At 55.7% G+C, this 24,107-nt stretch carries 18 protein-coding genes; 10 read left to right on the top strand and 8 right to left on the bottom strand.

Annotated elements, in window-relative coordinates; genetic code table 11:
• The first annotated feature begins 22 nt into the window (after positions 1 to 22).
• Genes HCH_RS00505 through hypA form a run of 6 tightly spaced genes read left to right on the top strand, consistent with a single transcriptional unit; the run spans position 23 to position 5,567 of the window.
• Positions 23 to 1,936, top strand: coding sequence for an NAD(P)H-dependent oxidoreductase subunit E (locus HCH_RS00505; RefSeq protein ID WP_238384950.1), 1,914 nt, complete (start codon positions 23 to 25; stop codon positions 1,934 to 1,936).
• On the top strand, positions 1,933 to 2,691 hold the full coding sequence (locus HCH_RS00500; protein WP_011394105.1) for a 2Fe-2S iron-sulfur cluster-binding protein: 759 nt from the start codon (positions 1,933 to 1,935) through the stop codon (positions 2,689 to 2,691). Before HCH_RS00505 ends, HCH_RS00500 begins: the two co-directional genes overlap by 4 nt.
• Positions 2,688 to 3,251: an NADP oxidoreductase gene (locus tag HCH_RS00495; protein WP_011394104.1), complete on the top strand. Its 564-nt coding sequence runs from the start codon at positions 2,688 to 2,690 to the stop codon at positions 3,249 to 3,251. The genes HCH_RS00500 and HCH_RS00495 overlap by 4 nt, the downstream gene beginning before the upstream one ends.
• An 11-nt stretch (positions 3,252 to 3,262) precedes the next feature.
• Positions 3,263 to 4,735, top strand: coding sequence for a Ni/Fe hydrogenase subunit alpha (locus tag HCH_RS00490; RefSeq protein WP_011394103.1), 1,473 nt, complete (start codon positions 3,263 to 3,265; stop codon positions 4,733 to 4,735).
• Positions 4,736 to 4,753: 18 nt separating this feature from the next.
• The gene (locus HCH_RS00485; protein ID WP_011394102.1) at positions 4,754 to 5,233 is read left to right on the top strand and encodes a hydrogenase maturation protease; all 480 of its coding nucleotides are present in this window, start codon (positions 4,754 to 4,756) and stop codon (positions 5,231 to 5,233) included.
• The gene (gene hypA, locus HCH_RS00480; protein WP_041598333.1) at positions 5,226 to 5,567 is read left to right on the top strand and encodes a hydrogenase maturation nickel metallochaperone HypA; all 342 of its coding nucleotides are present in this window, start codon (positions 5,226 to 5,228) and stop codon (positions 5,565 to 5,567) included. The genes HCH_RS00485 and hypA overlap by 8 nt, the downstream gene beginning before the upstream one ends.
• A 12-nt stretch (positions 5,568 to 5,579) precedes the next feature.
• On the opposite strand, the gene HCH_RS00475 is transcribed toward hypA, so the two are convergent.
• From HCH_RS00475 to HCH_RS00465, 3 genes are all read right to left on the bottom strand, one after another.
• A complete protein-coding gene (locus HCH_RS00475) occupies positions 5,580 to 5,909 on the bottom strand; it encodes a hypothetical protein (RefSeq protein ID WP_011394100.1) in 330 nt (109 codons plus the stop codon).
• A 155-nt stretch (positions 5,910 to 6,064) separates the two neighbouring features.
• On the bottom strand, positions 6,065 to 7,381 hold the full coding sequence (locus HCH_RS00470) for a sulfite oxidase (protein ID WP_011394099.1): 1,317 nt from the start codon (positions 7,379 to 7,381) through the stop codon (positions 6,065 to 6,067).
• Between the two features lie 127 nt (positions 7,382 to 7,508).
• Positions 7,509 to 8,312 (bottom strand): rhodanese-like domain-containing protein, encoded by an 804-nt coding sequence (locus HCH_RS00465; RefSeq protein WP_011394098.1) that lies wholly within the window; start codon positions 8,310 to 8,312, stop codon positions 7,509 to 7,511.
• 1,037 nt (positions 8,313 to 9,349) lie between these two features.
• Between HCH_RS00465 and udk the strand changes: the two genes are divergently transcribed.
• The 4 genes from udk (at position 9,350) to HCH_RS00445 (ending at position 12,292) form a co-directional block, all read left to right on the top strand.
• The gene (udk, locus tag HCH_RS00460; RefSeq protein WP_011394096.1) at positions 9,350 to 9,976 is read left to right on the top strand and encodes a uridine kinase; all 627 of its coding nucleotides are present in this window, start codon (positions 9,350 to 9,352) and stop codon (positions 9,974 to 9,976) included.
• 225 nt (positions 9,977 to 10,201) lie between these two features.
• Positions 10,202 to 10,564, top strand: coding sequence for a hypothetical protein (locus tag HCH_RS00455; RefSeq protein WP_011394095.1), 363 nt, complete (start codon positions 10,202 to 10,204; stop codon positions 10,562 to 10,564).
• Between the two features lie 65 nt (positions 10,565 to 10,629).
• Positions 10,630 to 11,562 carry a DUF692 domain-containing protein gene (locus HCH_RS00450; RefSeq protein WP_011394094.1) on the top strand — a complete coding sequence of 311 codons (933 nt, stop codon included), beginning with the start codon at positions 10,630 to 10,632 and terminating at the stop codon, positions 11,560 to 11,562.
• Complete coding sequence (locus HCH_RS00445; RefSeq protein ID WP_011394093.1) at positions 11,549 to 12,292, top strand: hypothetical protein; 744 nt, start codon at positions 11,549 to 11,551, stop codon at positions 12,290 to 12,292. The genes HCH_RS00450 and HCH_RS00445 overlap by 14 nt, the downstream gene beginning before the upstream one ends.
• 52 nt (positions 12,293 to 12,344) lie before the next feature.
• Here HCH_RS00445 and HCH_RS00440 read toward each other — a convergent pair whose 3' ends face one another.
• From HCH_RS00440 to HCH_RS00420, 5 genes are all read right to left on the bottom strand, one after another.
• Complete coding sequence (locus tag HCH_RS00440) at positions 12,345 to 16,688, bottom strand: Calx-beta domain-containing protein (RefSeq protein ID WP_011394092.1); 4,344 nt, start codon at positions 16,686 to 16,688, stop codon at positions 12,345 to 12,347.
• A 13-nt stretch (positions 16,689 to 16,701) separates the two neighbouring features.
• Entirely contained in the window at positions 16,702 to 18,309 is a 1,608-nt protein-coding gene (locus HCH_RS00435; protein ID WP_011394091.1) for an autotransporter domain-containing protein, read from the bottom strand.
• Between the two features lie 482 nt (positions 18,310 to 18,791).
• Positions 18,792 to 20,180 (bottom strand): group II intron reverse transcriptase/maturase, encoded by a 1,389-nt coding sequence (gene ltrA / locus HCH_RS00430; RefSeq protein ID WP_011394089.1) that lies wholly within the window; start codon positions 20,178 to 20,180, stop codon positions 18,792 to 18,794.
• Positions 20,181 to 20,916: 736 nt separating this feature from the next.
• On the bottom strand, positions 20,917 to 21,540 hold the full coding sequence (locus HCH_RS00425; RefSeq protein ID WP_011394088.1) for a class GN sortase: 624 nt from the start codon (positions 21,538 to 21,540) through the stop codon (positions 20,917 to 20,919).
• Positions 21,537 to 23,738, bottom strand: coding sequence for a marine proteobacterial sortase target protein (locus HCH_RS00420; RefSeq protein WP_011394087.1), 2,202 nt, complete (start codon positions 23,736 to 23,738; stop codon positions 21,537 to 21,539). The genes HCH_RS00425 and HCH_RS00420 overlap by 4 nt, the downstream gene beginning before the upstream one ends.
• Positions 23,739 to 24,107: the final 369 nt, after the last annotated feature.

Here is a 24,107-nt window from a genome sequence, read left to right as displayed (position 1 = left end):
ACGATACTATGGAATACGCTGGGTGGCGTTGCGACATGCATCCGTCGTTCAGCGTCATCAACCCAACCGGGAAATCTCGCACGCGCCGACGGGACGAAGCATGGATAACGATAACGCAACTCTCATCAAGCAAGCCTGCGCCGACTATGACAACGATCCGCGCCGGATGATGGACATCCTGTGGCAGGTGCAGGACAAACTACGCTGCATTGATGGCGACGCTATGTCGCTGATCGCCGCCCTAACCGGGACCTATCGGGTGGAAGTGGAAGGCGTTGTCAGCTTCTATGCATTTTTTTCCGACAAGCGCAAAGGCGATATCACGATTCGCTTGTGCGATGACATCGTTGACCGTCATGCCGGCGCCCAAGCCGTGGCCGAGGCGTTTTCCGACGCTCTCGGAATCCAGCCGGGCGAAACCAGCGCCGACGGCGCTTTTTCCCTGGAGTTTACGCCCTGCATCGGCATGTGCGATCAGGCGCCTGCGGTATTGATCAATGATGTGGTCGTCACCCGTCTGACGCCAGCCAAGGTCAAAAATATTCTGCGAACCCTGCGCAAGACCAAAGATCCGCAAACGCTGATCGGCAAAACCGGCGATGGCGCCAACAGCCATCCCCTGGTCCAGGCCATGGTGCGCAATAACATTCGCCAGCCCGGACCAGTCCTCTTGACCGACGCCAACCCAGATCAGGGCCTACAAGCCGCTTTGCAGTTATCGCCGCTGGAGGTGATCGCCCAGGTCGAGGAGTCGCTTCTGCGCGGACGCGGCGGCGCCGGGTTCCCTACTGGCAGAAAATGGCGACTGGCGGCGAACACTCCCGCCGAAGAACGTTACGTCATCTGCAACGCGGATGAAGGCGAGCCCGGCACGTTCAAAGATCGCGTACTGCTGACCGAGAAACCCGACCTGCTGTTCGCCGGCATGACGATCGCCGCCTATGCGGTGGGGGCCCGTCACGGCATCTTGTATCTGCGCGGTGAATACCGCTATCTGCGCGCCTATCTGGAAGCAACGCTGCAACGTCGCCGGGAACAGAATTTACTGGGCGCAGGCATTCTGGGGCGAGACGATTTTTCTTTCGATATCCGTATTCAGATGGGCGCCGGCGCCTATATTTGCGGGGAAGAAAGCTCTCTGATCAGCTCCTGCGAAGGCAAACGCGGCGAGCCCAAAAACCGTCCGCCGTTTCCTGTGCAATCCGGCTACCTGGGCCACCCTACTGTTGTTAATAACGTCGAAACCCTGAGCTGCGTTCCGCGCATCATGGAGCAAGGCGCGCCATGGTTCCGCGGCATGGGAACCACGGGCAGTTCAGGAACCAAGCTGCTCAGTGTCAGCGGAGACTGCGTCCGCCCCGGAATTTACGAAATCGCTTTCGGCGTCACACTGGCGGAAATTCTCACGCAGGCGGGCGCACAGGACGCCGCTGCAATTGTTGTAGGCGGAGCCAGCGGCCAGATTGTCGGGCGCACCGAGTTTCACCGTCGTCTGTGTTTTGAAGATCTCGCCTCCGCCGGCGCTATTGTTTGCTTCAACAGCTCCCGCAATATTCTTGAAGCCGCCGCCTACTACATGGACTTCTTTATTGAAGAAAGCTGCGGCTACTGCACGCCTTGTCGCGTGGGCAATGTTTTCCTGAAAAAAGGACTGGAAAAAATCATGCATGGCGAAGGCGAACCGGAGGATCTGGATTATCTGCGCAGCCTGAGCGACACCATCATCGCCACCAGTCGCTGCGGGCTCGGCCATACTTCTCCCAATCCCATTCTCTCCACTATGGAATATTTTCCTCTGGTGTACTCCGCCATGGTGAAAGAACGACCCGGAGGCATGCAGGCGGGCTTCAATATTCAAAAGGCGCTGGATGAAGCCAGAATCATCGCCAAGCGGCGCTCGCTCATCTATGACCCGGCTTATGGAGACAAGGAATGAGCACAGAGTTCGAATTTACGGTGGACGGCGAAACCGTCGTCGCCCAACCCGGCCAGACCATCATGGACGCCTGCGACGACGCCGGCGTTTACATTCCCCGTCTGTGCGACGTGGAAGGACTGGTTCCGCAAGGCAGTTGCCGCGTCTGTACAGTGAAGGTCAACGGTCGCACTGCAGCGGCCTGCACTCAACCAGCGGAGCCGGGCGTCGCTGTCGAAAACGATACGCCGCAGGTTCAGGGCTATCGTCGCGATCTAGTGCGCATGCTGTTTCACGAGGGCAACCACCTGTGTCCGATCTGCGAGGCCAGCGGACGCTGCGAGCTGCAAGCCATGGCGTATCGCCTGGGGATATCCCAGGACAGTCTGTATCCCTATCTGCAACCGGTGCGTCCGGTGGACGCCTCTCATCCGGATATCGCCCTGGACACCAACCGCTGCATCTTGTGTGGACGCTGCATCCGAGCCTCACGTGATGTGGACGGCAAAAATATCTTTGAATATGTGGGACGCGGCATCCACAAGAGGATTGGCGTCAATGCAGAGAACCTGGCCGCCACCGACGCCTCCATTGACGACTACGCCATGTCTCTGGAAGTTTGTCCGGTAGGCTGCATTATCCGTAAACGCGAAGGTTTTTTCGCCCCGATAGGCCAACGCCAGTTCGACAACAAGCCCATCGGCTGGGAAATCGAGGCCCGCCATAAAAACCGTATCGCCGTGCATCAGATCGATCCGTCCGAGGAGCAGTCATGAAGCGGAAAAAACGCATCGCCACGGTTTCCCTGGCCGGCTGTTTCGGTTGTCACATGTCTTTACTGGACATGGACGAGCATATCCTGGAATTAATGGAGCTGGCGGAGTTTGACCGCTCGCCGCTGACCGATTTCAAAACGTTTTCCCGCCGTTGCGATATCGGCGTCATAGAAGGCGGCTGCTGCAATGAAGAAAACGTCCATACCCTGCAGGAGTTCCGCAAGCACTGCGATGTGCTGGTGGCGGTGGGGCAGTGCGCTATCATGGGCGGCCTGCCGGTGATGCGCAACGCCATCATGCACTCAAAAGATCCGTTGCGGGAATGTCTGGAGGAAGCCTATTCCAGCAGCGCCAAGGTGTATAACCCCAGCAATCAGATTCCCAATGACGCCGCGTTGCCGTTGTTGCTGGACAAGGTGTACACCTGCGCGGAAGTGGTCAAAATCGACTACCAGATTCCCGGCTGCCCGCCTTCCGGTGAAGTGCTGTGGGCCACGTTGGCGGCGCTGATCAAAGGTGAGCCGGCGCCGCAGGAATACCACATGATCAAATACGATTAGGACTGGCGCCGATGAATCTTGATAAGCCCAAAACCCGCATTGTGGAAATCGAACCGGTCACCCGCGTGGAAGGTCACGGCAAGGTCACCATTCATCTGGACGATGACAACAATGTAGCGGAAGCCCGCCTGCATATCGTGGAGTTCCGCGGCTTCGAGCGATTCATACGCGGACGTCTGTTGTGGGAGGCGCCGGTAATCGTACAGCGGCTTTGCGGCATCTGCCCGGTCAGCCACCACATCGCCGCCGCCAAGGCGATGGATGTGATCGTCGGCGCCGACGCTTTGCCGCCAACAGCGGAGAAAATGCGTCGCCTCATGCACTATGGCCAGGTGATGCAGAGCAACGTGCTGCACTTCTTCCATCTGAGTTCGCCGGACCTGCTATTCGGCTTCGATGCGCCCCGCGGCAAGCGTAATATCTTCAATGTCATCAAAGAGTTTCCCGATCTGGCCAAACAAGGCGTGCTGATGCGCAAGTACGGCCAGGAAGTGATTCTGCATACCGCCGGCAAGAAAATTCACGGCACCGGCGCCATCCCCGGCGGCATCAACAAGAACCTGTCGCTGCAGGAAAGAGATCTGTTGTTGCAGGACATTGAGCAGATGAAAGTCTGGGCCAAAGGCGCGGTGGACGTCGCCAAGCGTTATACGCTTGAACACCTGTCTCAGGTGGAGCAGTTCGCCAACTTCAACTCCAGTCATTTGTCCCTGGTGCGCGAAGACGGCGCGCTGGACCTGTATCACGGCGGCCTGCGCGCCACTGACGCCGCCGGCAATATTATCTTCGATCATGTCGATTATCAGGATTTCAACGACTACATCATGGAGGAAGTGCGGCCCTGGTCGTACATGAAATTCCCCTTCATAAAAAGTCGCGGCGCGCTGGACGGCTGGTATCGCGTCGGCCCCTTGTCCCGTCTGAATAATGTCGCCTTTATCGATACGCCCCTGGCGAACGCCGAGCATAAGGAATTCCGCGCGTTGACCCACAACAAACCCAATCACATGAGTCTCGCCTATCACTGGGCGCGCATGATTGAAGTGCTGCACTGCGTGGAGAAGATTCACGAGCTACTGCTGGACCCGGACCTGCAAGGCGCCGATCTGCGAGTCAGCGGAGAACGTCGGGAAGAAGGCGTCGGCGTTATCGAAGCGCCGCGCGGCTCTTTATTCCACCACTACAAAGTCGACAAAAACGATCAAATCACTTACTGCAACCTGATCGTTTCCACCACTCACAACAATAACGGCATGAACCGGGCGGTTACGGATGTGGCGAAAAAATATCTGGGCGGGAAAAAACGCATCACGGAAGGCATGCTGAACCATGTGGAAGTCGCCGTACGCGCCTATGACCCCTGCCTGTCCTGCGCCACCCACGCCCTGGGACAAATGCCGCTGACCGTGGAGCTATTCGACGCCGACGGCGCGCTGATTCACAGCAATAGCCAGCATATGGGACAGGACATTCCCCCGGACTGAGTTCAAAGGAGCCCAGCAATGATGACCAAGGACATCAATCTATCCACTCTGGTGATTGGTTACGGCAATCCTGGCCGCCAGGACGACGGACTCGGTCCCGCCTGCGCGGATCGCATTGCAGAACTTAATCTGTCAGGTGTGACGGTGGAAACCAACTACCAGCTAACGGTGGAAGACGCTCTGGAATTAAGCCGCTATCAACAAGTCGTGTTTATCGACGCCAGCCTGCGCGGCGGCAAGCCTTTTTTCCTGCAGCAAATTGAAGCCGACGACGAACGCCAAATGGGCAGCCACGTACTGTCGCCGCAAGCGGTGGTGACCTTGTCACGCACCCTGTTTGACGCCAATACGCAAGCCTTCCTGATGGGCATTCGCGGCTATGCGTTCGATCGCTTCGAGGAGGCGTTATCGCCAGAAGCTCAACTCAATCTCAACCAGGCCTTCGACTATCTGGCGAGCTGGTTGCAGAGCAGAGAGAAGTATCGCGATCATGCATGAGTTGTCGGTCATGGAGAACGTCGTGCAACTGATTGAGGACAGCGCGGCAAAGGAAGGCTTTCAACGGGTCGTCAAAATCGTATTGGAAATCGGCGAACTGTCCCATATCGAAACCAGCGCTATGGACTTCTGCTTCAGCGCCGTCGCCAAAGGCACTGTTGTTGAAAACGCCACACTGGAATATCTCTCCATACCCGGCGCAGGCCAATGCCCGCACTGCCGCCAGACCACTCCACTCCACCAGCTCTACGACCCCTGCGCTCACTGCGGTAAGTTTGGCGTACAAGTCACCGCTGGCATGGAAGTGCGGGTGCATAGTGTAGAAGTGGAATAAGCTTGCACGCTTTCACGGCGCGCTATTGCGACGCTGAGCGTGCGTCTCCGGATTAAAGTTTTTCGACAGGTACTCCAGAATCAGGCTGCGCAACTCCTCATTGAGTTCCGGCATGCCCTGCTCTTCCTGCATCCAGGTAAGCACTTCATCCCAGCTTTCTTTGCTGAGGCCCTGCTGTTTCACCAGCGCCAGGGAATGACAGGCGCCGCACAACGCGCCGGCTTCCTGCGATCCGGGGCCTTCCGGCCAGTCCGCGCCGAATGGGGACTCCGCGCCGTTTGCATAGTTCGTCAGGCTCAATGCGCTGACAAACAGGAGTGAAGTCAGAGTTTTTATTGTCATGGTTTTTCCTCTTTTTGAGGGAGGACTATGGACGTCATTATCTTGGCTGGCCAAGGTTACACAGTTACGCCGCTGACTCCCCTTTCCGATGAGAGAAAAGCCAGGGCGCTTCTGTCAGCATCCAAACATCATTGGGCGCTGATCACTTTCCCGGATCAGGCGTCCACAACCACCGCAATACGGTGCATGCTGTTGTTCAGATACCCTTTCGGATTCCAGTTCACCGCGAAAGGCTGCATGTTGCCTTTGTCATCCGTGGCTCTGGCCCAGATTTCATAATAACCGCGGGTGGGGAAAGTCACTTCCGCATACCACTCCTGCCAGGAGTAGGGATTGGGTGGCGCTTTCAGGTCCGCCTGCACCCAGGTGACGCCGAAGTCATAGGAAATATCCATGCGCTTAACCACATTATCCCCCGCCCAGGCATGGCCGTGCACTTTCAGTGTGCGCGTCTTGATGGTCTGGTTGGTTTGCGGCGTGGTGATCAGTGATTTAACGGGCATGGACTCAATGATTTGGTAGTCCTCGTCCGCAACATGCGTTCCCGGCGCCACAGGGAATTTAGGCACGCGGTAGGAAGATCCGGTCATTTTGGGGCCGTCATGCACGATGTCCCGCAACTGAATCCGGCTCAGCCATTTTTGTGAGGTGGAGCCCGGCCAGCCCGGACAAATGGTGCGCACCGGGAAGCCATGCAGCGCCGGCAGAGGCTCGCCGTTCATGGCGTAGGCGATGATGGAGTGAGGGTCCATCGCCTTGGAAATGGGCACGCCTCTGGAGATCGGGGTTTTGCTGGGATCGCCGGACAGATGTCCGTCCAGACCATGATGCGCGGTGTAAATGGCCGACGGTTTGACGCCCGCCGCTTTCAATAAGTCCGCATAGCGCACTCCAGTCCACTCGGCGTTGCCGATAGCGCCCACTGTCCACTGATTGCCTTTCGCCGGCGGATTGAACGCCGCGCGTCCATTACCGCCACACTCCAACTGCAGCTTCAAGGTGACCGGTTTGAACTTGGACTTGAGTTCATCCAGCGACAGCTCCAGCACTTTCTCCACTTCGCCGTCGATGGTCAGTTTCCAGTCAGACGCGTCCATGCTGCGCGCAATATCCGGCACTACGCCGTTATTACGAACGAAATGGCGGCTGGTGGGCGTAACCGCGTCATCAAGCAGGTGAGCGGGGGTTTCCGCATTGATCGGGCGATCATTCAGCAGGGTCAGTCCGTCTTTACCGCTGAACAGGCCAATTTCCGTATCTTCCGCCATGGCGGCGGGTATCAGCCCTGAGGGAAAGTTGCGATGAAAAGGAATCGCCATTCCCAACATGGCGCCCATGGCGCCGAGGCCAGCGCCTTTCAGAAAACCGCGTCGATCGGAGTGGGCGCGTCGTCCGAACACCAGATAATCCGCGCGTTCCGGATCGTCCGCGTACAACTCATACAGCCCCCGTTCTTTCTTATCATCCGTCATGGTGGTTCCTCACTTTTTTATGTCCCTTGCCTAGGGTTTGTTTTATAAATTGGAATCAACGCTGATTTACGCTCAGGCGACGCGGAAAACGCCCGGAAGGCCTTTCCGCGCGGCCGGCCAGACTCGCCTAGAGCGTTTTATAATATTCGTCGATTCCTCCGGCCATGAAGTAGTAGGAAGATACGTTCTGCTTTTCCAGATAATACTGCAGCCACCGGATCTGCTTGCCCGCCTGATCGTAGATAAGCAGCGGCACGTTACGCTTCTTCGCCTGATTGATATAGCGATCGATTAAATCCGGACGGTCCAACGGGGCGCGCTTTTCCCGCATAAAGAAGATAGCGATGCCTTCCCTTTGCTGCTTGTCGCGCACATCCAGAACAATGCCGTCAGTTTTGATGATTTTATCTTCAAACTCCGCCACAGTGATCGTGTGAGCCTTGAGTTTGTCCTTACCGATAAGGCGCCCTGGGTCGCCCAGGACTTCCCCGAAAAGATTGGTGTCTTGCGGATAGGCTTTGGCGTAATCAAATACGCCAGCGTCGTAGACGATGACGTTCTCGATACCGTATTTACGGCATTTGCTGGCGGCTTTGTAGGATTTGAGACAGGTTTTGCCGTTGCAGTACAACGCCAGTTTCTTGCCGGGATGCTGCTTTTGCAGCGCCTGCATTTCCTCTGCGAAGTTATGAGAGGTATATGAGACGTTAAAAGCGCCCTTTATATGCAGGGTGTTGTACTCATAGTCCGTACGTACGTCGACGGCGACGATTTCGCCAGCAGCCAATTGCTGATAGAACTCCTGGAGTTCAATGAAATCTACGGCCGGGTATTGGCGACGACCGGGAAATTCGTCTTCTTCCGCGTAGGCCGAAAGAGTGAAAAGAAGAAATACAATATATGCCAGATTGCGTGGCGAACATGTAAACATCTTATGACGTCCTTTGTTATAAAGCTGTTTATACCGAACTTATGTTTGCAAACATCAAGCGCGAACAGGCGAGTCTTCAGGCTTCCTTTTCTCTACGCGGAGGGCGGCGCGTTTATGTATCAACACTCGCACAGACTGAGCGCCTGCGCAGCGAAAACGCCGGGAAATTAGCCGAGCCGCTATGAGTCCAGGGCAGCCGTACGGACTAAATGGTCAATCTGGAAAAGCTTGAGTGAGCGAAACCGGTCAGGGGCAAGGTCGAGAGCATTCTGTCCATGGGCAAGTCCATCTATATCCTCGTTTCCATTAATAAAAAGCGCGCCGCTCACAGAGCTGCACGCGTCCGTTATGATTGCAGAGAGTACGAAGCCACGTCATCTAACGTGATACTTCGTGGCGAACATTAATAAAACAATTGATGCGTGCAGATCAACTGAAATAACAGAATTTATTGAGATTAACGCTGTTAAGTAACATTTAAATCAATTCTGAAACATTTCTTTACATTACGACCTGTTTTTCATCGGTTTCCCACGTTATTCCCAACATTAAAAAAGCGCCTCTGGCGCAGGCTAATTGCCAACATCAGAGGCGCTTTTGTTTATGTATGGCTAACGCTGATTATCGCCGTCAATGATTAAAAACAAATGTCATTGAAATGATTAAACAGCGTAATTGCGCATATTATTGAGCGGATGTTTCCTTTTCATATATCTCAGCTTCAACATCGCTCAAATAATCAAACTCGATTATCGCATTTGGGTTGATATTGTAAGGGAACTCAATTGAATAATAATTATGGCCGTTTCCGCCCCCAATCGTTGTTATCTGGCCCAAGGTGATAAGACATGCGAGAAAAGGCTTTTAGTCTTGAATCAGGCCAATACTTAAAAGACGTGGAGTTATTGGAGGCTAAAACGCCATATAGTCCGGACCAGAGAACAAGCGATCTGGCAGGAATATTGAACCCTGTTCATGACAGTTCAGGGGCAAGGCATTAAACTAGGCGGGTCTGACCACATTTGGATATTTCCTGCATGTCTCCCATTTTTATTGGCATCACCGGAGCCTCCGCATCCGGCAAGAGCCTTTTATCCGTCACTATCTATGACGAACTGAAAGAAGAAGTCGGCGCCCACCACATCGGCATTATCAAAGAAGATTCTTACTACAAGGACCAAACCCACCTTTCCATGGAGGAAAGGCTGAAGACCAATTACGATCATCCATCCGCATTCGACCACGGTCTGTTGGTGCGTCACATGGACCAGCTCAAGGAAAAGCGCGCTATCGACGTGCCGGTTTATGATTATAAAGAGCACAACCGGGCCAAGGATTCGATCTCCATGGAGCCGCGTCGGGTCATCATTATCGAAGGCATCCTGCTGTTGTCGGATAAGAATATCCGCAGTCGCCTGGATACCAGTATTTTTGTCGACACGCCCCTGGATATCTGTCTGCTGAGACGTTTGCAGCGTGACATAGAAGAGCGCGGCAGAACCATGGAGTCGGTCATCAAGCAGTACAAATCCACTGTCCGCCCTATGTTTCTTGAGTTTGTAGAACCCACCAAACAGTATGCTGACATTATCGTCCCCAAGGGCGGCAAAAACCGCGTCGCCATTGAGATGCTGAAGGCGCGCATTAAGCAGCTACTCGCCTGATTGCAAAGGACCCGTTGCAGTTTCCACGACCTCAACGGGTCTTAACGCCATCTTTACCTTCTTCGCATCAGCCTGCAAACGTGAGTATTTCACAATTCCTTTGCGCCGCATTGCGCTGCTCGGTCGTCTCTCTGGATTTAAGCTCTATGTTCAGGGGTTGTTAAACGGGACTTTCCGTTTTACGCCCGGCCCCGCCAGACAACACAACCGCAAAGGAGAGACACGATGTCCGACACAACTAATGATGTATCCGCAAGCACTCCTCCACAAACCCGCGAAAGCGATCGCCGCGCCTTCCTTCGCAATGCCGCGTTAGTAACCGGCGCCGCTTCTATCGCCAGCTTTTCCAGCGCTGCAACGGCTGCAACCGACAGCGGTGTTTCACGCGATCGTAAAACGGTCAGCGCTTCATTCGATCCCCAGTACGAAGTCAGTATCTGGGATCTGCAGAACATCCTGGAACAGATTCTCAATCAGTCCGGCTGTCCCACCTGCGGGTTAGTCGGCCTTGATCTGCGTCTGGGATTGGACCCTGTGGTAAAAATCCAGTCCAAGATTCCCGTCAACGTCACTCTGTACGGTGGATAAGCGCCAATCACTTTGGCCGGTCCGGGGCTTTCCGGGCCGGCGATACAGCAGCCGGAGCCTTTACCATGAACGCTTTAACTTCCTTGCCCAAGTTGGGCGTCGGTATTAACTATCAGCCTGAGTTTATCCCCCTGCTACGGGCCTGTGGCGACGCAGTCGACTTCATCGAAGTCAGCCCGGACATCCTGTGTCAGGAGTACTGGGACGGCGCGCAACGGCGGACTGGGTTTAGCCCTGATCGACTCAGCGCAGTCATCGAATGGTGCCGGTTGTATCCCGTCGTCGTGCATGGCCTCGGGCTGTCAATCGGCTCGGCTAGCGGTTGGAATCAGGACTACATCCGTATTCTGGATAGCTTTGCGGACGTGCAGACGTTCCATTGGCACAGCGAGCACCTGGGATTTCTGCAAATACGCACGGCTGACGGCGTCGGCTTACACGCCGGCGTGCAATTGCCCGTGCCGTTCACGGAGGAAGCATTGAACATTATTTGTCCGCGAATAGAGGCGATCCAGCAGCGTTATCAGACCCCGTTTTTATTGGAGAACACGACTTATTACCTCCCCAATATGCCGAATGACGCGGGAATGGACGAGATTGAGTTTCTCAATCGCATCACCGAACGAACCTCCTGTGGTCTCTTACTGGATCTCTATAACCTGTACTGCAATGCCATCAATTTCGGCTTTGACGTCTATGAGGCGCTGGGCCGCCTGGACATGAGTAAAGTAGTGGAAATACATGTGGCGGGCGGCGCCATCCATGACGGCCTGCAACTGGACGTACACAGCGATGAACCCCCTCAGCCGGTGTGGGAATTGCTGGACTGGACCCTCCAGCGCGCGCCAAACGCCAATGCGATTATCTATGAGTTGCTGGAACAGGCGCTGGATATCGTCGGTGAACGAGGCATTCAGAAACAATTGGCGACCGCCCGGGATATCTGGCTGCGCCACCGTCAACCAGTCATAGAGGAGCGCCGCTATGCCGTTACATGATCTACAAATCGCGATGGTGGAGATGATTCACTCCCACACCTCCGACGCCGCCGACAACATGGATCTAAACCGGCTGGATTTAAGCGCGGAGGAACGTACCTGGCTACATGCCCTAAAGGCGTCAAAGGGATTTAAGGTCACCTGCGATGTGCAAAAATGGTGGCGTAAAGCCAGACTACAAATCGCCGCGCCGCTGACCCTGCGTCTGCTGGATCGCCTACAGTTGCAAGCGCTGGTGGAGGAATACATGCGCGCGACGCCTTGCCGTTCACTCTATTTTGTACCGGAGGCGATGTCGTTCAAAACTTTCATCTGCGAGCATACCAAGGACCCCCTGCTACATGCGCTGACCATGTTCGAGAGCGCGCTGAAAGCGATTCACGAATATCGGCTTTCTCCAGTCAGCCCTATGGAGCCAAGCAGCAATCGCTGCCGCAACTTTTCCGTAACCGTCGCCCCCATGTCGCAATTGATAGAGTTTCCCGCAGCGCCGGAAAAGCTACTCTGCGCCCTGATGTTGAATCAGCCCCTTCCTAATGCTGAGGGACCCCATCCTGTGTTGGTCGCCCCTGGCGTAAGAAAATACTGGCGCGCCGCCACTACAATGGAAAGGGAGGTTCTGCATCAATGCGCAGCGCCACAGCCTCTGGACAGCCTGTTAGAGAAAGGCCCACATAAAATTCGCGTGGTGGAAAGACTGATCTCTGAACGGGCCTTGCGTCTGGTTTAAATGAAAACGCCGGCGCAGGGCCGGCGTTTCTTGAAGGTTATTACCCTTTCGATTACATGGGTGTAGATTCCGCCAAGAGTGAGAATTTAGCTCTCACTAATCTGCGCCAGTTACTACCCTCTGCTGAGCGCCACGTATCGCTAAGCGGAACCATTTCAGTTGAGTCGGACCTGCCGCCGAATAGCCATAGCTGCCCGCCGAAGACTAGCGCCTGATGGGAAAACCTTGCAGTAAAGGCCGGAGCATCCGCAGACGTCCACGTTTTACCATCCACGGAAGTCCAGATGTCGTTGAACACGGCGAACTCATACCCCTTACCGCCGATAATCCAGAGCTTTCCATCGTGCTCAAACAAAGTGTGGTCTGTCCTGCCAGTGAAGGGCGTCTCACCCGCCGCCAGGATCGAACTCCAATTAACGCCATCGGATGTGGCCCACACATCGTTTTGCAGTAATGGACTTCCCTCAGCATCCGCCACTAGCCATATTTGATCATTATGCACAGCCATCTGATAGTCGCTGCGCAAGCCCACTCCGTCGATGTCGCCTTGCAATATCCACTCAACTCCATCGATGCTTCTCCACATGGAGGGGAAGTCATCCCCGGAAACGTAACCAATAGACCAGAGTGCGCCCTGAAACTCCGCAAATCCTTGCGCCTCCCTAACGCCAAAAGCAGGGGTCGCAGAGTGTTTATTCCAAGCCACTCCATCGGTGGAGTACCAAATCACCCCTTCGTTATAAACAAACAGCTTACTGTCGAAAACAACGACTTTGTGCTGGTTCATTCCTTCCGATTCAATAATCGCTCTCCGGGTCCAAAGCACGCCATCAGTGGAGTTCCAAACCTCAGCGTTGGCTACGCTGACTTCACCATCAAACGCCATTCCGCCAATCATCCACAGAGTCCCGTTGAACTCAACGAGCTGATGATCATAGCGACGCGGAAGCGCGGCGCGAATCGTCGTAACTTCGCTCCCTGAGTCCCCGATTCCTTGCCTAATGGTGGCTGACGCGCTATTTCTTTCTCCATGTATCAGCCAGTAATAGGCGGTTCTGTCTAACAATGCCGCACTCTCAGTCACGGTATCGCTATTAATCAGCGTCATCGCTCCATTTTCACACAGACTGTAATTGGCGATATCGCACTCTGGATTAGTCGAACTGATAAGCGACAGGTCGCTTACGGAACTGCCAGCGCCATATGTCAGCTGCACCTGCGTATCTGCGGCGCCGACAAAAGCCGCTGCTCCCACGTCCACCTCTATTGCAGAGATTCGGTATTGAAGAGACACGGGATTATGATTCGCATCTCCCGCTTTAGTCGCGGTCACCACGGCCTCGCCAATCCCAACAATGTTGAATACGCCTTCACCTGCAGCGGCTACAGCTACATCAGCATTATCGACGCTGTAGGTAATGACGCCCACACCGCCCTCGACGGTGGAAGCAGGGTTATTGACCGCCTCTTCCACGTTAGCGTATATCGGCCCTGGGTTAAGGAAAGCAATGACCTGGTTCTTCTTGGCCACGGTGATCGTATAGCTGGCGGTAGCGGCTTCATAGGTCGCATCGGCTTCTTTGGTGGCGGTGATCGTCGCCGTTCCAACACCTACCAATTGCACCACAGCGGTTTCGCTATTTACCGTCGCAACGCTGGTATTGTTGGAAGCGTAGAGAACAGCGCCTGTTCCTGGCGCGCCGTCTTTAATGGCGTTGGTCAGCGTATCGCCATAAACGCCATCCAGAGGACCTGGCTGTGTGAAAGCGATAGTTTGCGTTTTCTTGGTGACATTCAGTGAATATTTGGCGCTTGCGGCGTTGTGATTCGCATCCGCCGCCTGAGTCGCCATAACCGATGTGCTTCCAACCGCCAGCGCTGTCGCCAGCCCGCTTTCCGAATCGACTGATGCGATAGCGGCGTCGCCGACGCTATAAGTCACCGCCCCGGTAGAAGTACTGGTAGCGACGTTGGTCAGGGTTTCTCCGATGGTCAGGCTGAGAGGGCCAGCGCTGTCAAAAGTAAGGGTCGGCGTTTTCTTCGCCACATTAATGGTGTAACTGGCTTCCGCACTTTCATAATTAGTGTCCGCCGCCTTGGTGGCGGTAATCACGACACTGCCGACACCGACCATGTTCACCTCGCCTGAGGCGCTATTTACCGTTGCAATACTTTCGTTGCCGGACGCATAGGTAACAGCGCCAGTCCCTGGGGCCGCGCCGGTAATGACGTTGGTGTAGGTATCGCCATAGATGGATTCAACCGGACCTGGCGTCATAAAGGCGATCGACTGCACGCCTTTGCCAACGATAACCCGATAGCTCACGGAGGCTGCGTTATAGTTGGCGTCGCCGGCTTTGGTCACTGTAATCAGGGCTTCGCCTACGCTGACGGCGTGAACCTCACCGGTCTCTCTATCCAGTTCAATCGCTGTTTCCGCATCAGCGCTGTAGGACAACGCGCCGGAGCCGCCTTCAACGACCGTCACACCGTTTATAACCACTTCGCCAACGCTGGTTTCAATAGGGCCAGGATTTCTTAACAAGAGCGTCTGCGCCTTTTTATTGACGGTCAAGGAGTACTTGGCGATTGCGCTGCTATAGACGGAGTCGCCCGCCTTTTCCGCGGTAATCACCGCCGAGCCAGCGCCAACAAGCTGTACGACGCCGCTTTCGCTATTAACGGACGCTACCGAGCTGTTGCTGGAAGAGTAAGTGACGGAGCCGCTGCCAGGAGCGCCTTCTGCGATCGGGTTATTCACCGTTTCGCCATAGACGCCTTCCACTGGGCCAGGGTTTACAAAGGCAATACTCTGGATTTTTCTACCCACCGAAACGGAGTAAGTGGCCGTCGCTGCTTTATAGAGTTCATCATCCGCTCTGACTACCGAAATATGCGCATTGCCCTCTCCAACGTAGGACACAACGCCGGTTTCAGCGTTCACGGTGGCGACCTCGGTATTGTCGCTAGAATAGGTTAATGCTCCAGAGCCCTTATTACCCAATAAGGTGTTGGTATAAGTTCCGCCGATGACGCCCGCTACAGGGCCGACATCTTTGAAAGAAAGATCCAGTTTTTTTCTGTCTGCTTCTATAGCGTAGGTGGCGGTCGCCTCCAGATAAACGTCATCCGCCAGCTGCGTGGAGGTGATGACAGCGCTTCCCACACCTACAATCGTCACGACGCCGCCAGAGGTCACACTGGCGACGGATGTATTGCTGGATGCGTAACGCACTTCACCAGAACCGATGCCTGTAGCGATATTGGTGAAGGTATCCTCATAAGCGACGGCGTAGGGTCCAGGCGTCGCGAAAGTGACCGCGCCAAGGCGTTTTTCAACGACCACGGTATACGTCGCCTGCGCGGTTTGATATTCAGAATCCGCCGCCTTAACGGCGGTAATCACTGTGGAGCCTGCGGACTTCAGTTGCACTACGCCGGAGGAAATATCCACGGTCGCGATACTTTCGTCAGCTGACGCATAGGTGACCACTCCGCTACCTGGCGCCGTTTCTTCGTCGATCACATTAGTGAGACTATCGCCGATCAACCCGGTCAAAGGACCAGCGGAAGTAAAGGCGATATTTTGCTCTTTCAATTCTGGCGCGGTATCCATTCCATTACGAATTACGACCGTACCGACGGCGGAAGCGACCACGCCGTTTTCCGTTGCGGTGATACGAACAGTAAAGGGCTCGTCCGCCTCTTCATCTTCGTCATCAATGATTTCAATGGCGATTGTCTTTTCGGTTTCACCGGGCTCGAAGGTGACAGCGCCGGAAGCGGCGACATAATCCACGCCACTGGCGGCGGCGCCATTCTGGGTCATGTATTGCACCGTGACCGGCGCATTAGAGGCTCTGTTCAGAATCAGCTTCAATGTCGCCTGACCCGCCGCCTCATCGACGCTGGAACCGGTTACACGCACGAAACTGGCGAGCGGTTCCACCACAATACTGGCGATATCCGAGCTTTCTTTGCCCTTGGTGTCTTTCGCCGTCAGTTTAAAACTCAAAGTCTGGGTTTTAGTGACGTCAGGGGCCAGAATCATATTGCTCAGGCTGTTAGGCGTGGACAGATAAACCGTCGGTCCGGACACCTGAGCCCAGGTAGTGCTTACGATTTCAGCGCCTTCCAGCGCTTCCGCCGTCCCCGCGAGAGACAATACGACATTGGGGTCGGCATACTGATTGCCGCCGGCGCTGACTTTAGGCGCTGCGCCAGAATCGCCGCCCGGCGAGGGTGTGTCGGGATCTGTCGGGTCCGTAGGTTCTGTCGGCGTCGCGCCGCCATCCGTCGCCGGCGCGTCGTCCGTCGAGCTGGAAGAGCCGCCGCAGGCGGACAGCGACAGCAGTAATATCAATAATGAGAAAAAGGATAGGCATTTCTTAAGCATGACTGACTCCCTGTTATAGCTCGTATCTCACACCGGTCTGCACTTGATAGGCGGTGAGATGCTCGTATCCAAATATCTGTTGGTATTCTAAAAACACTGACAGGCCATGAGGCAACACAGCCGTGGCTCCTACGCCAGCCTGATAAAACAACGACTCTTCGGAGTCCGCTTGCAGATCAAAGTGGTTGTTCGGGTCTGGGTCGTAGGAAAAGCGTCCTGTCACCGCATCGCGATCAGAATGAATCTCGCTCAACGCGCTCAGTTGGAAGGAAGGAATCAATACCCCCCAATCACGACTGATGGCGTAGGTTCCCTGCACGCCAGCCGCCAGCGTCAGCTGATCAATGCGTTGCTCGCTGAGGGTCATATTGAGACCGCCTGCGCCATTCTCACCATAGCCGTCGATGTTGCTGTTCAGGTAATCCAAGCGCACATAGGGGCTTAGGGTCAGCGCATTGTGTGACCACTGCCATTCCGCGCGGGTGTTGAAAAGAAACTGGTCGCCGCTGGTATCGCCGACAGCAGTGACGTCGACATCACCAGTCGGGTCGGTGTAGGCGATGTGGCGTTTGGAGTCAAAACGGGTTGCGCCATACCCCATCTGAACGTCAAAACTGAAATCGCCCACAAAATAGCTGGCGTAGCCGAGGAAGGTATAAATATCCGTATCCAGTTCGCCGCCCTGGTTGGCGTAATCAACGCCAGTGTGCGTCCAACCAAAAGCGCCGCCGACAAATAGATCGCGACGCAGCGCATAGTCCGCGCCTAAGGTCAGTACTACGCCAGAATAGTCATAGCCGCTTTCCAGGCCGGTTTTATCGTATTCACCCCCTTCTCTTTGAATGTTGGCGAACACGCCCACTCGCGACCAGGGGCTAGATTCTTCACCCGCTGCGCCGCCACTGGCGGCGCCATTCCAGGCCACGCCGTTTAATGAAAATCCCGTAGCGCCATTCTGCAATAATTTTTGCCGCTGACTGACTGCGCTGCTTTGCGAGCGGCTGGAGGACGCGGAATTACGCATTTGCGAAGAAGTCTCTTCCGGCGCAATCTTATTCAGCGCTTCCGCCACTAATTCAGGATTGTTGATGCCCAACTGGGATAGCCCTTCGCATCGGGCCAGCAACAGGCTACCGCCGACTGAGATTTCATCGTCCGTCTGGGAGTTCAAACTGCCACAAGCGCTCTCAAACACTTGTGCGACCTTGCGATCATTATCTCCCTCCGCCAAAGGCGTCACGGAGCTGTCTACGACAGTGACGGTGACGGTTGCGGTAGAGCGGGTGGCGGGCTCCGCGTCGTCTTCAATGACATATGTGAAAGTATCAGTGCCGATAAAGCCGGAATTGGGGATATAGCGTACGCTGCCGTCGGCGTTGGCGGCGGTGGAGCCGTTGTCCGGCGAACCGACGCTGACCAGTCGGATAGCATCGCCATCGGAGTCAAAGTCATTCGCCATTACATTGATAGTAAGCCTGCTGTCAGAGGCCATGGTGCGCGAGTCATCCACCGCGCTGGGAGGGGCCGCCCACAATGACTGCGACACAATGCATGAGCCCACGAGAATGGCGCTTCTGGAAGTCAAACCGGCATGCAATACACGAGATACGAATCTGATCATCTGACACCCTGATCTAAAACTATTTGTTGTGGCGGCGCGCGCCCGCAGAAAAACCCGCCATGCTGGCGCGGCCTCGTCTTGCAGGGTGGAAAATGAGTGTGAACTGAAATTGTGATTATTTTGAGGGCGATAAAGTGATTAACCCTTCAACTTCCGTATTGTCACCACACTCCGTAACCGATTGATTAAACCGGCTATAGCAACCGCCACTTTTAAATTAGTGGCTTTATCAATCACCTATAGCGAGGGATTGTATGCAAAGGCGTCAAAAAAGTTAACGAAAACTTACATTAACTCTACAGAAGGAAGATTAAAAATGACAGGAATGGGAAGCGGTTCTCTCAGGGCATATAAATAAGAGCTTTGCGAAAAGCTAAAACGTGACAATAAAAGCCGCCCGTATCAGGCTGATCGAGTAGGAGGGGGAGTTACCTCCCCCGTCCTCTCACACCACCGGGCATACGGTTCCGTACCACGGCGGTTCATGATTGGCGCTGAAGCCGGTTCATCGTATCCAGCAAGCTTACCAGAGACAGGCGGTCGAACATCCTCTTGGGAAGCGCCGCGTTCATATGGGACGCGCCACTATTCCACCAAGGTCCCCGACCATTGCTTGCGCTACTCCAAGCCCTCTGCTCGGACAGTCCTAGTCGCATTAGATTACGGGCTCGGGTGTAAGTCCGTTTCCACTGTCGCCAGAGCAACAGGCGCAACCGCCGTCGCACCCAGCCATCGAGTCCTTCCACTGGGCGCTTCGAGGTCGTCAGGCGATAGTAGTTCGCCCAGCCCCGGAGTGCCGGATTCAGTCGCGCAATGGTGGTCTGCAGCGGTCGCCCTCGTGATTGTCTGAGCAACTGACGCAGTTTGGCCTGGTAGCGCTTCAGGCTCTTCGGCGCGATCCTCAGCCGTACCTGCTTGCGCCAGCTCACGCTGTAACCCAGATAGCTCCGGCGCCATGGTCGATCCACAACACTTTTCTCCGCGTTCACTTTCAGGCGAAGGTGCATTTTCAGGTAATGGGTAATGCTAGTCATGACCCGGTGACCGGCCCGCTCGCTTCGGACGTAGATATTGCAGTCGTCCGCGTAGCGGCAGAACCGGTGGCCCCGGCGCTCCAGCTCCCGGTCCAGTTCGGTCAGGAGCACATTAGAGAGCAGAGGTGACAGGGGGCCGCCTTGCGGCGCGCCTTCCCGCCTTGGGCTGACCAGCCCACCGTCCAGCATACCGGCTTGCAGGTATCGGCGGATCAGGGTGAGCATCCGTCGGTCGGCGATGCGGCGGGCCAGCAGGCCCATCAGCACATCGTGGTTGACCCGGTCAAAGAACTGCTCCAGATCCAGATCGACCACCCAGCGGTGACCGTCGTTGATGTGCCGTTGCATCGCCCTAACCGCCTGATGGGCGCTTCGCCCGGGGCGGAACCCGTAACTGTGGTCCGAGAAGATCGGCTCCAGCATCGGGCTCAGCACTTGGTGCAGGGCTTGTTGGATCAGGCGATCCTGTACCGTTGGGATGCCCAGTATCCGTTCTCCGCCTTGCGGTTTGGGGATACTGACCCGGCGTACTGGTTGAGGATGGTAGTCTCCGGCCAACAGCCGCTCTCGCAGCGTTGGCCAATGCTGTTGCAGGTGGCCTTTCAGGGCCGCCACCGGCATCTGATCGACACCGGCGGCGCCCTTGTTGGACATCACCCGCTGATACGCATGCATCAGGTTCGGGCGCTCAAGCACCTGTTCCATCAGCGTATTCGGCTCCGCGTTCGTCCACGAGTGAGCCCCCGTGTCTGCCTCAACACGGGCTTCAGTCTCTGCCGGATACCGTCCGACGTCTCCCTGAATACCCTGACCCATCCGGATCGCTTCTGTCTTCATAAGCACATCACGAGAACTCACCGCCTACTGGCGGTCAACCATGTTCAGTCCTTCAGTACGCGGTAACGCACCTACTATGACCTCGGCTGAGTTCTGGCGCTCCATCCCCACCCCTCACGAGGTGAGTAGCACAACGGCAGAGAACCAGACTTCCCAGGGTAAGACGCGTGACCTTCACACTTATGCCCGCCGCATCTACGTCCACACCTTCCGTGCAAGTACGGGCTTTGACGGTATTTGCCGCCTTACCCAGTGTGGCCGCCTCGTATGCGATTCCTGTTCGTCAGGCCAGTGCTTTGCCTACGGCTTCCTTCAGATTCCACCTCACGATGGACACCCTTGCCGTTCGGCTAGTGGTTCCCCTTGCCGGGCCCACAGGGGACTTGCACCCCCAAGTCATCCGGCCAGCACCACCTGAACCGGAACAGCGCCCGTCAAGGCACTACGCGCCATGCCTGGCGCACAAATAAAAAACGCGGCTTCCGTGCCGCGCTTTCGTATCAGATGCTTCCCTTGCCGTTCCTTATGGCTCGTTATTCATCCTTGTTGCTTCCCTGCATCGTGTCCTTACGTCTGATGTGTGTCCCTACGCTTTCTATATTAGTCAGCAGCCCTGGGACGCAACAGGCTACATATCCGCTATCTGTTGTAAGACATTCTCTCATCGCCTTGAGACATGTCTCACCATCGCCAGCGCCATCTCTTACGAAGCGACCGTAAGCCCCTGTTTTTTCATTTATAACGCAACAGTCTGAGGGGAGGGCTCCAAATAGAACAGCTTCCTCAGCGGCCCTCCTACCGGGCCGTCAAAGGGGTAACAGGTCGTCAGCACCAGCTGCGGCGGCATAGCGGACGACGCTGAATCCGCTCCGGGCAACGCCAGCATGACTTCCTCCGCATTCACCACCTGGGCCCCGGTGACATTGAATTCCAGCCAGTGGCCTGCGGGCGTCTGCCAGCGTACGACATCGCCTTCACGAAGCTCGCGCAGGGCCAGAAAGTGAGTGTCGCGGTGGCCGCTGACCACGGCCATGCCAGGCTCCCCCACTACCGCGCTGGCTTCCATATGGGCCGGGCCAAACGCCAGGTTACGTCCACTGGCGCCTTCCAGCACCACCCAGCGCGCCGCCAATCGCGGCGCCTCCATAAGTCCCACGGGATAAGTGTCCGCCCAAGGCCAGGGTTTGTGGGTCACAGCGTCTTCTCCTGAGAAAGCGCGGGCCGCCAGGGTATCCCGCCACGCCTGTTCCAACAATATTTGAGCCAGCCAGGCTTTGGCCTGGATGTATCCGCCACCGCCCAGACTCACCGCGCCGACAAGTAGAAACATCAACGCTGCAGCGCGCTTCGGAAGTGTCATACGCGCCTCCCGAAACGATGCTTGCGATTTCTCAACTCCCGCAAATCTCTCCATCCCAACAAGCCCGCCACCGTCAGGCAGAAGACGCCTACATGTATCATCAGAGGCGAAGCTGTCGCAGTTCTGGGCATACGCGCCAGGTTCGGAGACAAACCCTGTGGCGACAAGTTGGGAATGGCGTCGCTCTCCAGCTCACCGTCTCTGGGACGCGCCGGCGTCTCCTCCACCGCCACGAAGCTGGTATAGGGGCTCATTAAGGCGAAATCCAATGCCAGCGGCAGCACGACGTCTCTCACGTTTTCTTCCGGCTCGCCCATGCTCTTACGATCTAACCAGTGGTCGATTTTGTGACGCGCCCAAGCCCGCGCCACGCCCTGACTCGGCGCTGCCTGTTGCAAGTCCAGGCTACGCATCCACAAGGGCTGCTCATCCTGCAACAGGCCCACGCCGTATCCTTGGATCGAGGCGGGTAGCTCCGACGCCGCTGCGCCATCTTCCACTTTGAACAGCAGTTGCACCGGCTCGCCGCGATAGAGATCAGGAATCGCCACAGGATAGACTTCGGCGTTCAGCGCCGACTGCACATCCAGGCGCACATCCCGCAACGCAGGCTGACGTAATGCGGCGGTCAGTTCCGCAATTTTGTCGCTGACTTCCGCTGTATCGTTGATATGGCTGTACGCGCCGCGGCCGAATTGCGCCGCCTTGCGCATGAAAAAGCGATTAGGCGAAGGACCGATGCCTACAGTGAATAAGCGCGAATCGCCTAATTGCTGGTCGATCTGCTTGAACAACGCCAGTTCATTGCCAACGCTGCCGTCGGTCAGAAACACAACCTGACGCACGTATCCTTCCGGCGCCGCATCGCTCAGCGCGCGATCCAACGCCTCAGCGATTTCAGTGCCCCCGTCAGCCTTAAGGCCGCGCACAAATCGTCGCGCCTGTTGCAATGCGCGCTCCTGGGCGGGGACCGCTTGTGGAAACAGTTTGCGGGCGTGGGAATTGAACTCAATCACGTTAAAACGATCTCTGGGCGTCAATGTATCCAACGCTTGCAGCACCGCATCGCGCGCCTGTTGGATGGATACGCCCTCCATGGAGCCGGAGGTATCAACCACCCAGATCAGCTCTCGCGGCAGGCTCAGTCCCTCATCGGAAAACTGCGGCGGCATCAACAACAATTGTGCGTAAACATCATCGCCCACAATTTCTTTAAATAACGCCGCCTCCGGCTCCGAACCCTGGCGCACGCGCCAGGTAAGCGTGAAGTCCTTGTCCATTGGTACATCTTTATTAGATTCCAGAGAGACTTCGTATCCATTGGTTTGTTGCGTCCATTGAATGCGGTGCGTGACGCTTTCTATCGATTCCACAGGTAAACCTGGATTCAGATGAACCCGGATACGAGCTTGATGGCTGGGGGTCAATAAGTCTTCTTTAGCTACTGTCGGCGGAGTAATTTCCGGCGCGTCCGCCACCTGATTCGTCGCCGGCGCCCAACCACTATCGTTGATCAGCGTGCGCTCATGGCTGCGTAACTCGTTGCGCAGACGGGTTTTGTCTTCTTCCGACCAGGCTGGCGTCGCTGACGAGCCGGGTATGTAACGCGGCGTCACCGTCAACGGTAAAGCCAGAGAGAATGCGCCCGAGCGATAACTAATATTCTGCTGATAACGCAGCGTCAGCGTGATCATTTCACCAGGGCCGATATTCGCCACCTTGTGCGTGAACAGGTTCGGACGCTGCTGATGCACGACCGCAGCCCTTTTTCCGTCTGCTTTCGCCTGCTGATACACTTTTTCGGCTTTCTGCTTTTCTTCGATCTTGCCGACAATCAGCCGGTCTCCCACCTGCATGTCCATGCTGTATACCGCGGCGTCTTCGGGCAATGGAAACACATACACCGCCTCCCGCCACTGCTGAGAGTCATTGCGGAATGTTTGCGTCATCTCCGTGGTAGCGATCAGACCCGCCACGTTGGCTTCATAACTGGTGGACAAAGTGATGGCGGGAAGATAGCTGGGGGATGCGGAGGCGTTATCTTGCAGGAAAAACAACTCGCCGGAGCCGACATCCGACCAGTCGTCGTTCAGGGCGCGGGCGAAACCGGCCCAACACAAGGTCGACAATAGTAGAAAAAACAGCGTCCAGACCCGTGCCGGGCGGGACAGGATATGGGTTGCGTTTAGCGTTAGCATGCAGGCGTACCTTTTTTCTTGTAGAGCGAAGCGTGCCTGCAGTATGTGGCGCTCAAAAGGCGGCCGCCGGGCCAATTAAGGCATGGGAAAGGATGAATTATGACGAAATATGGCGAAGGGAATACGGCTGGGAGAAAACGTCAAGCTGACGTTTTTGGACGCCAAAAGAAAAGGCGCAGCTCCTTGCCGCGCCTTTTGATTTTGATGCCTTCCTGATCCATTCCTTTTGATTAAGATCGTCCTTGTCGCCTCCTTGCTGCGTTTCCTTACTTTGGCATCCGTGTCCCTACGCTTTCTATATTAGTCATCTCGCCGTAGGGGAGATAGCCGACTTGTCTGCAAAGCCTGTGAGAGATCTCTCAAGCGCCC

The organism is Hahella chejuensis KCTC 2396, assembly GCF_000012985.1.
Lineage (GTDB): Bacteria > Pseudomonadota > Gammaproteobacteria > Pseudomonadales > Oleiphilaceae > Hahella > Hahella chejuensis.
Note: the sequence above shows the minus strand (reverse complement) of the source record. Positions and strands in the feature narration are given on the sequence as shown.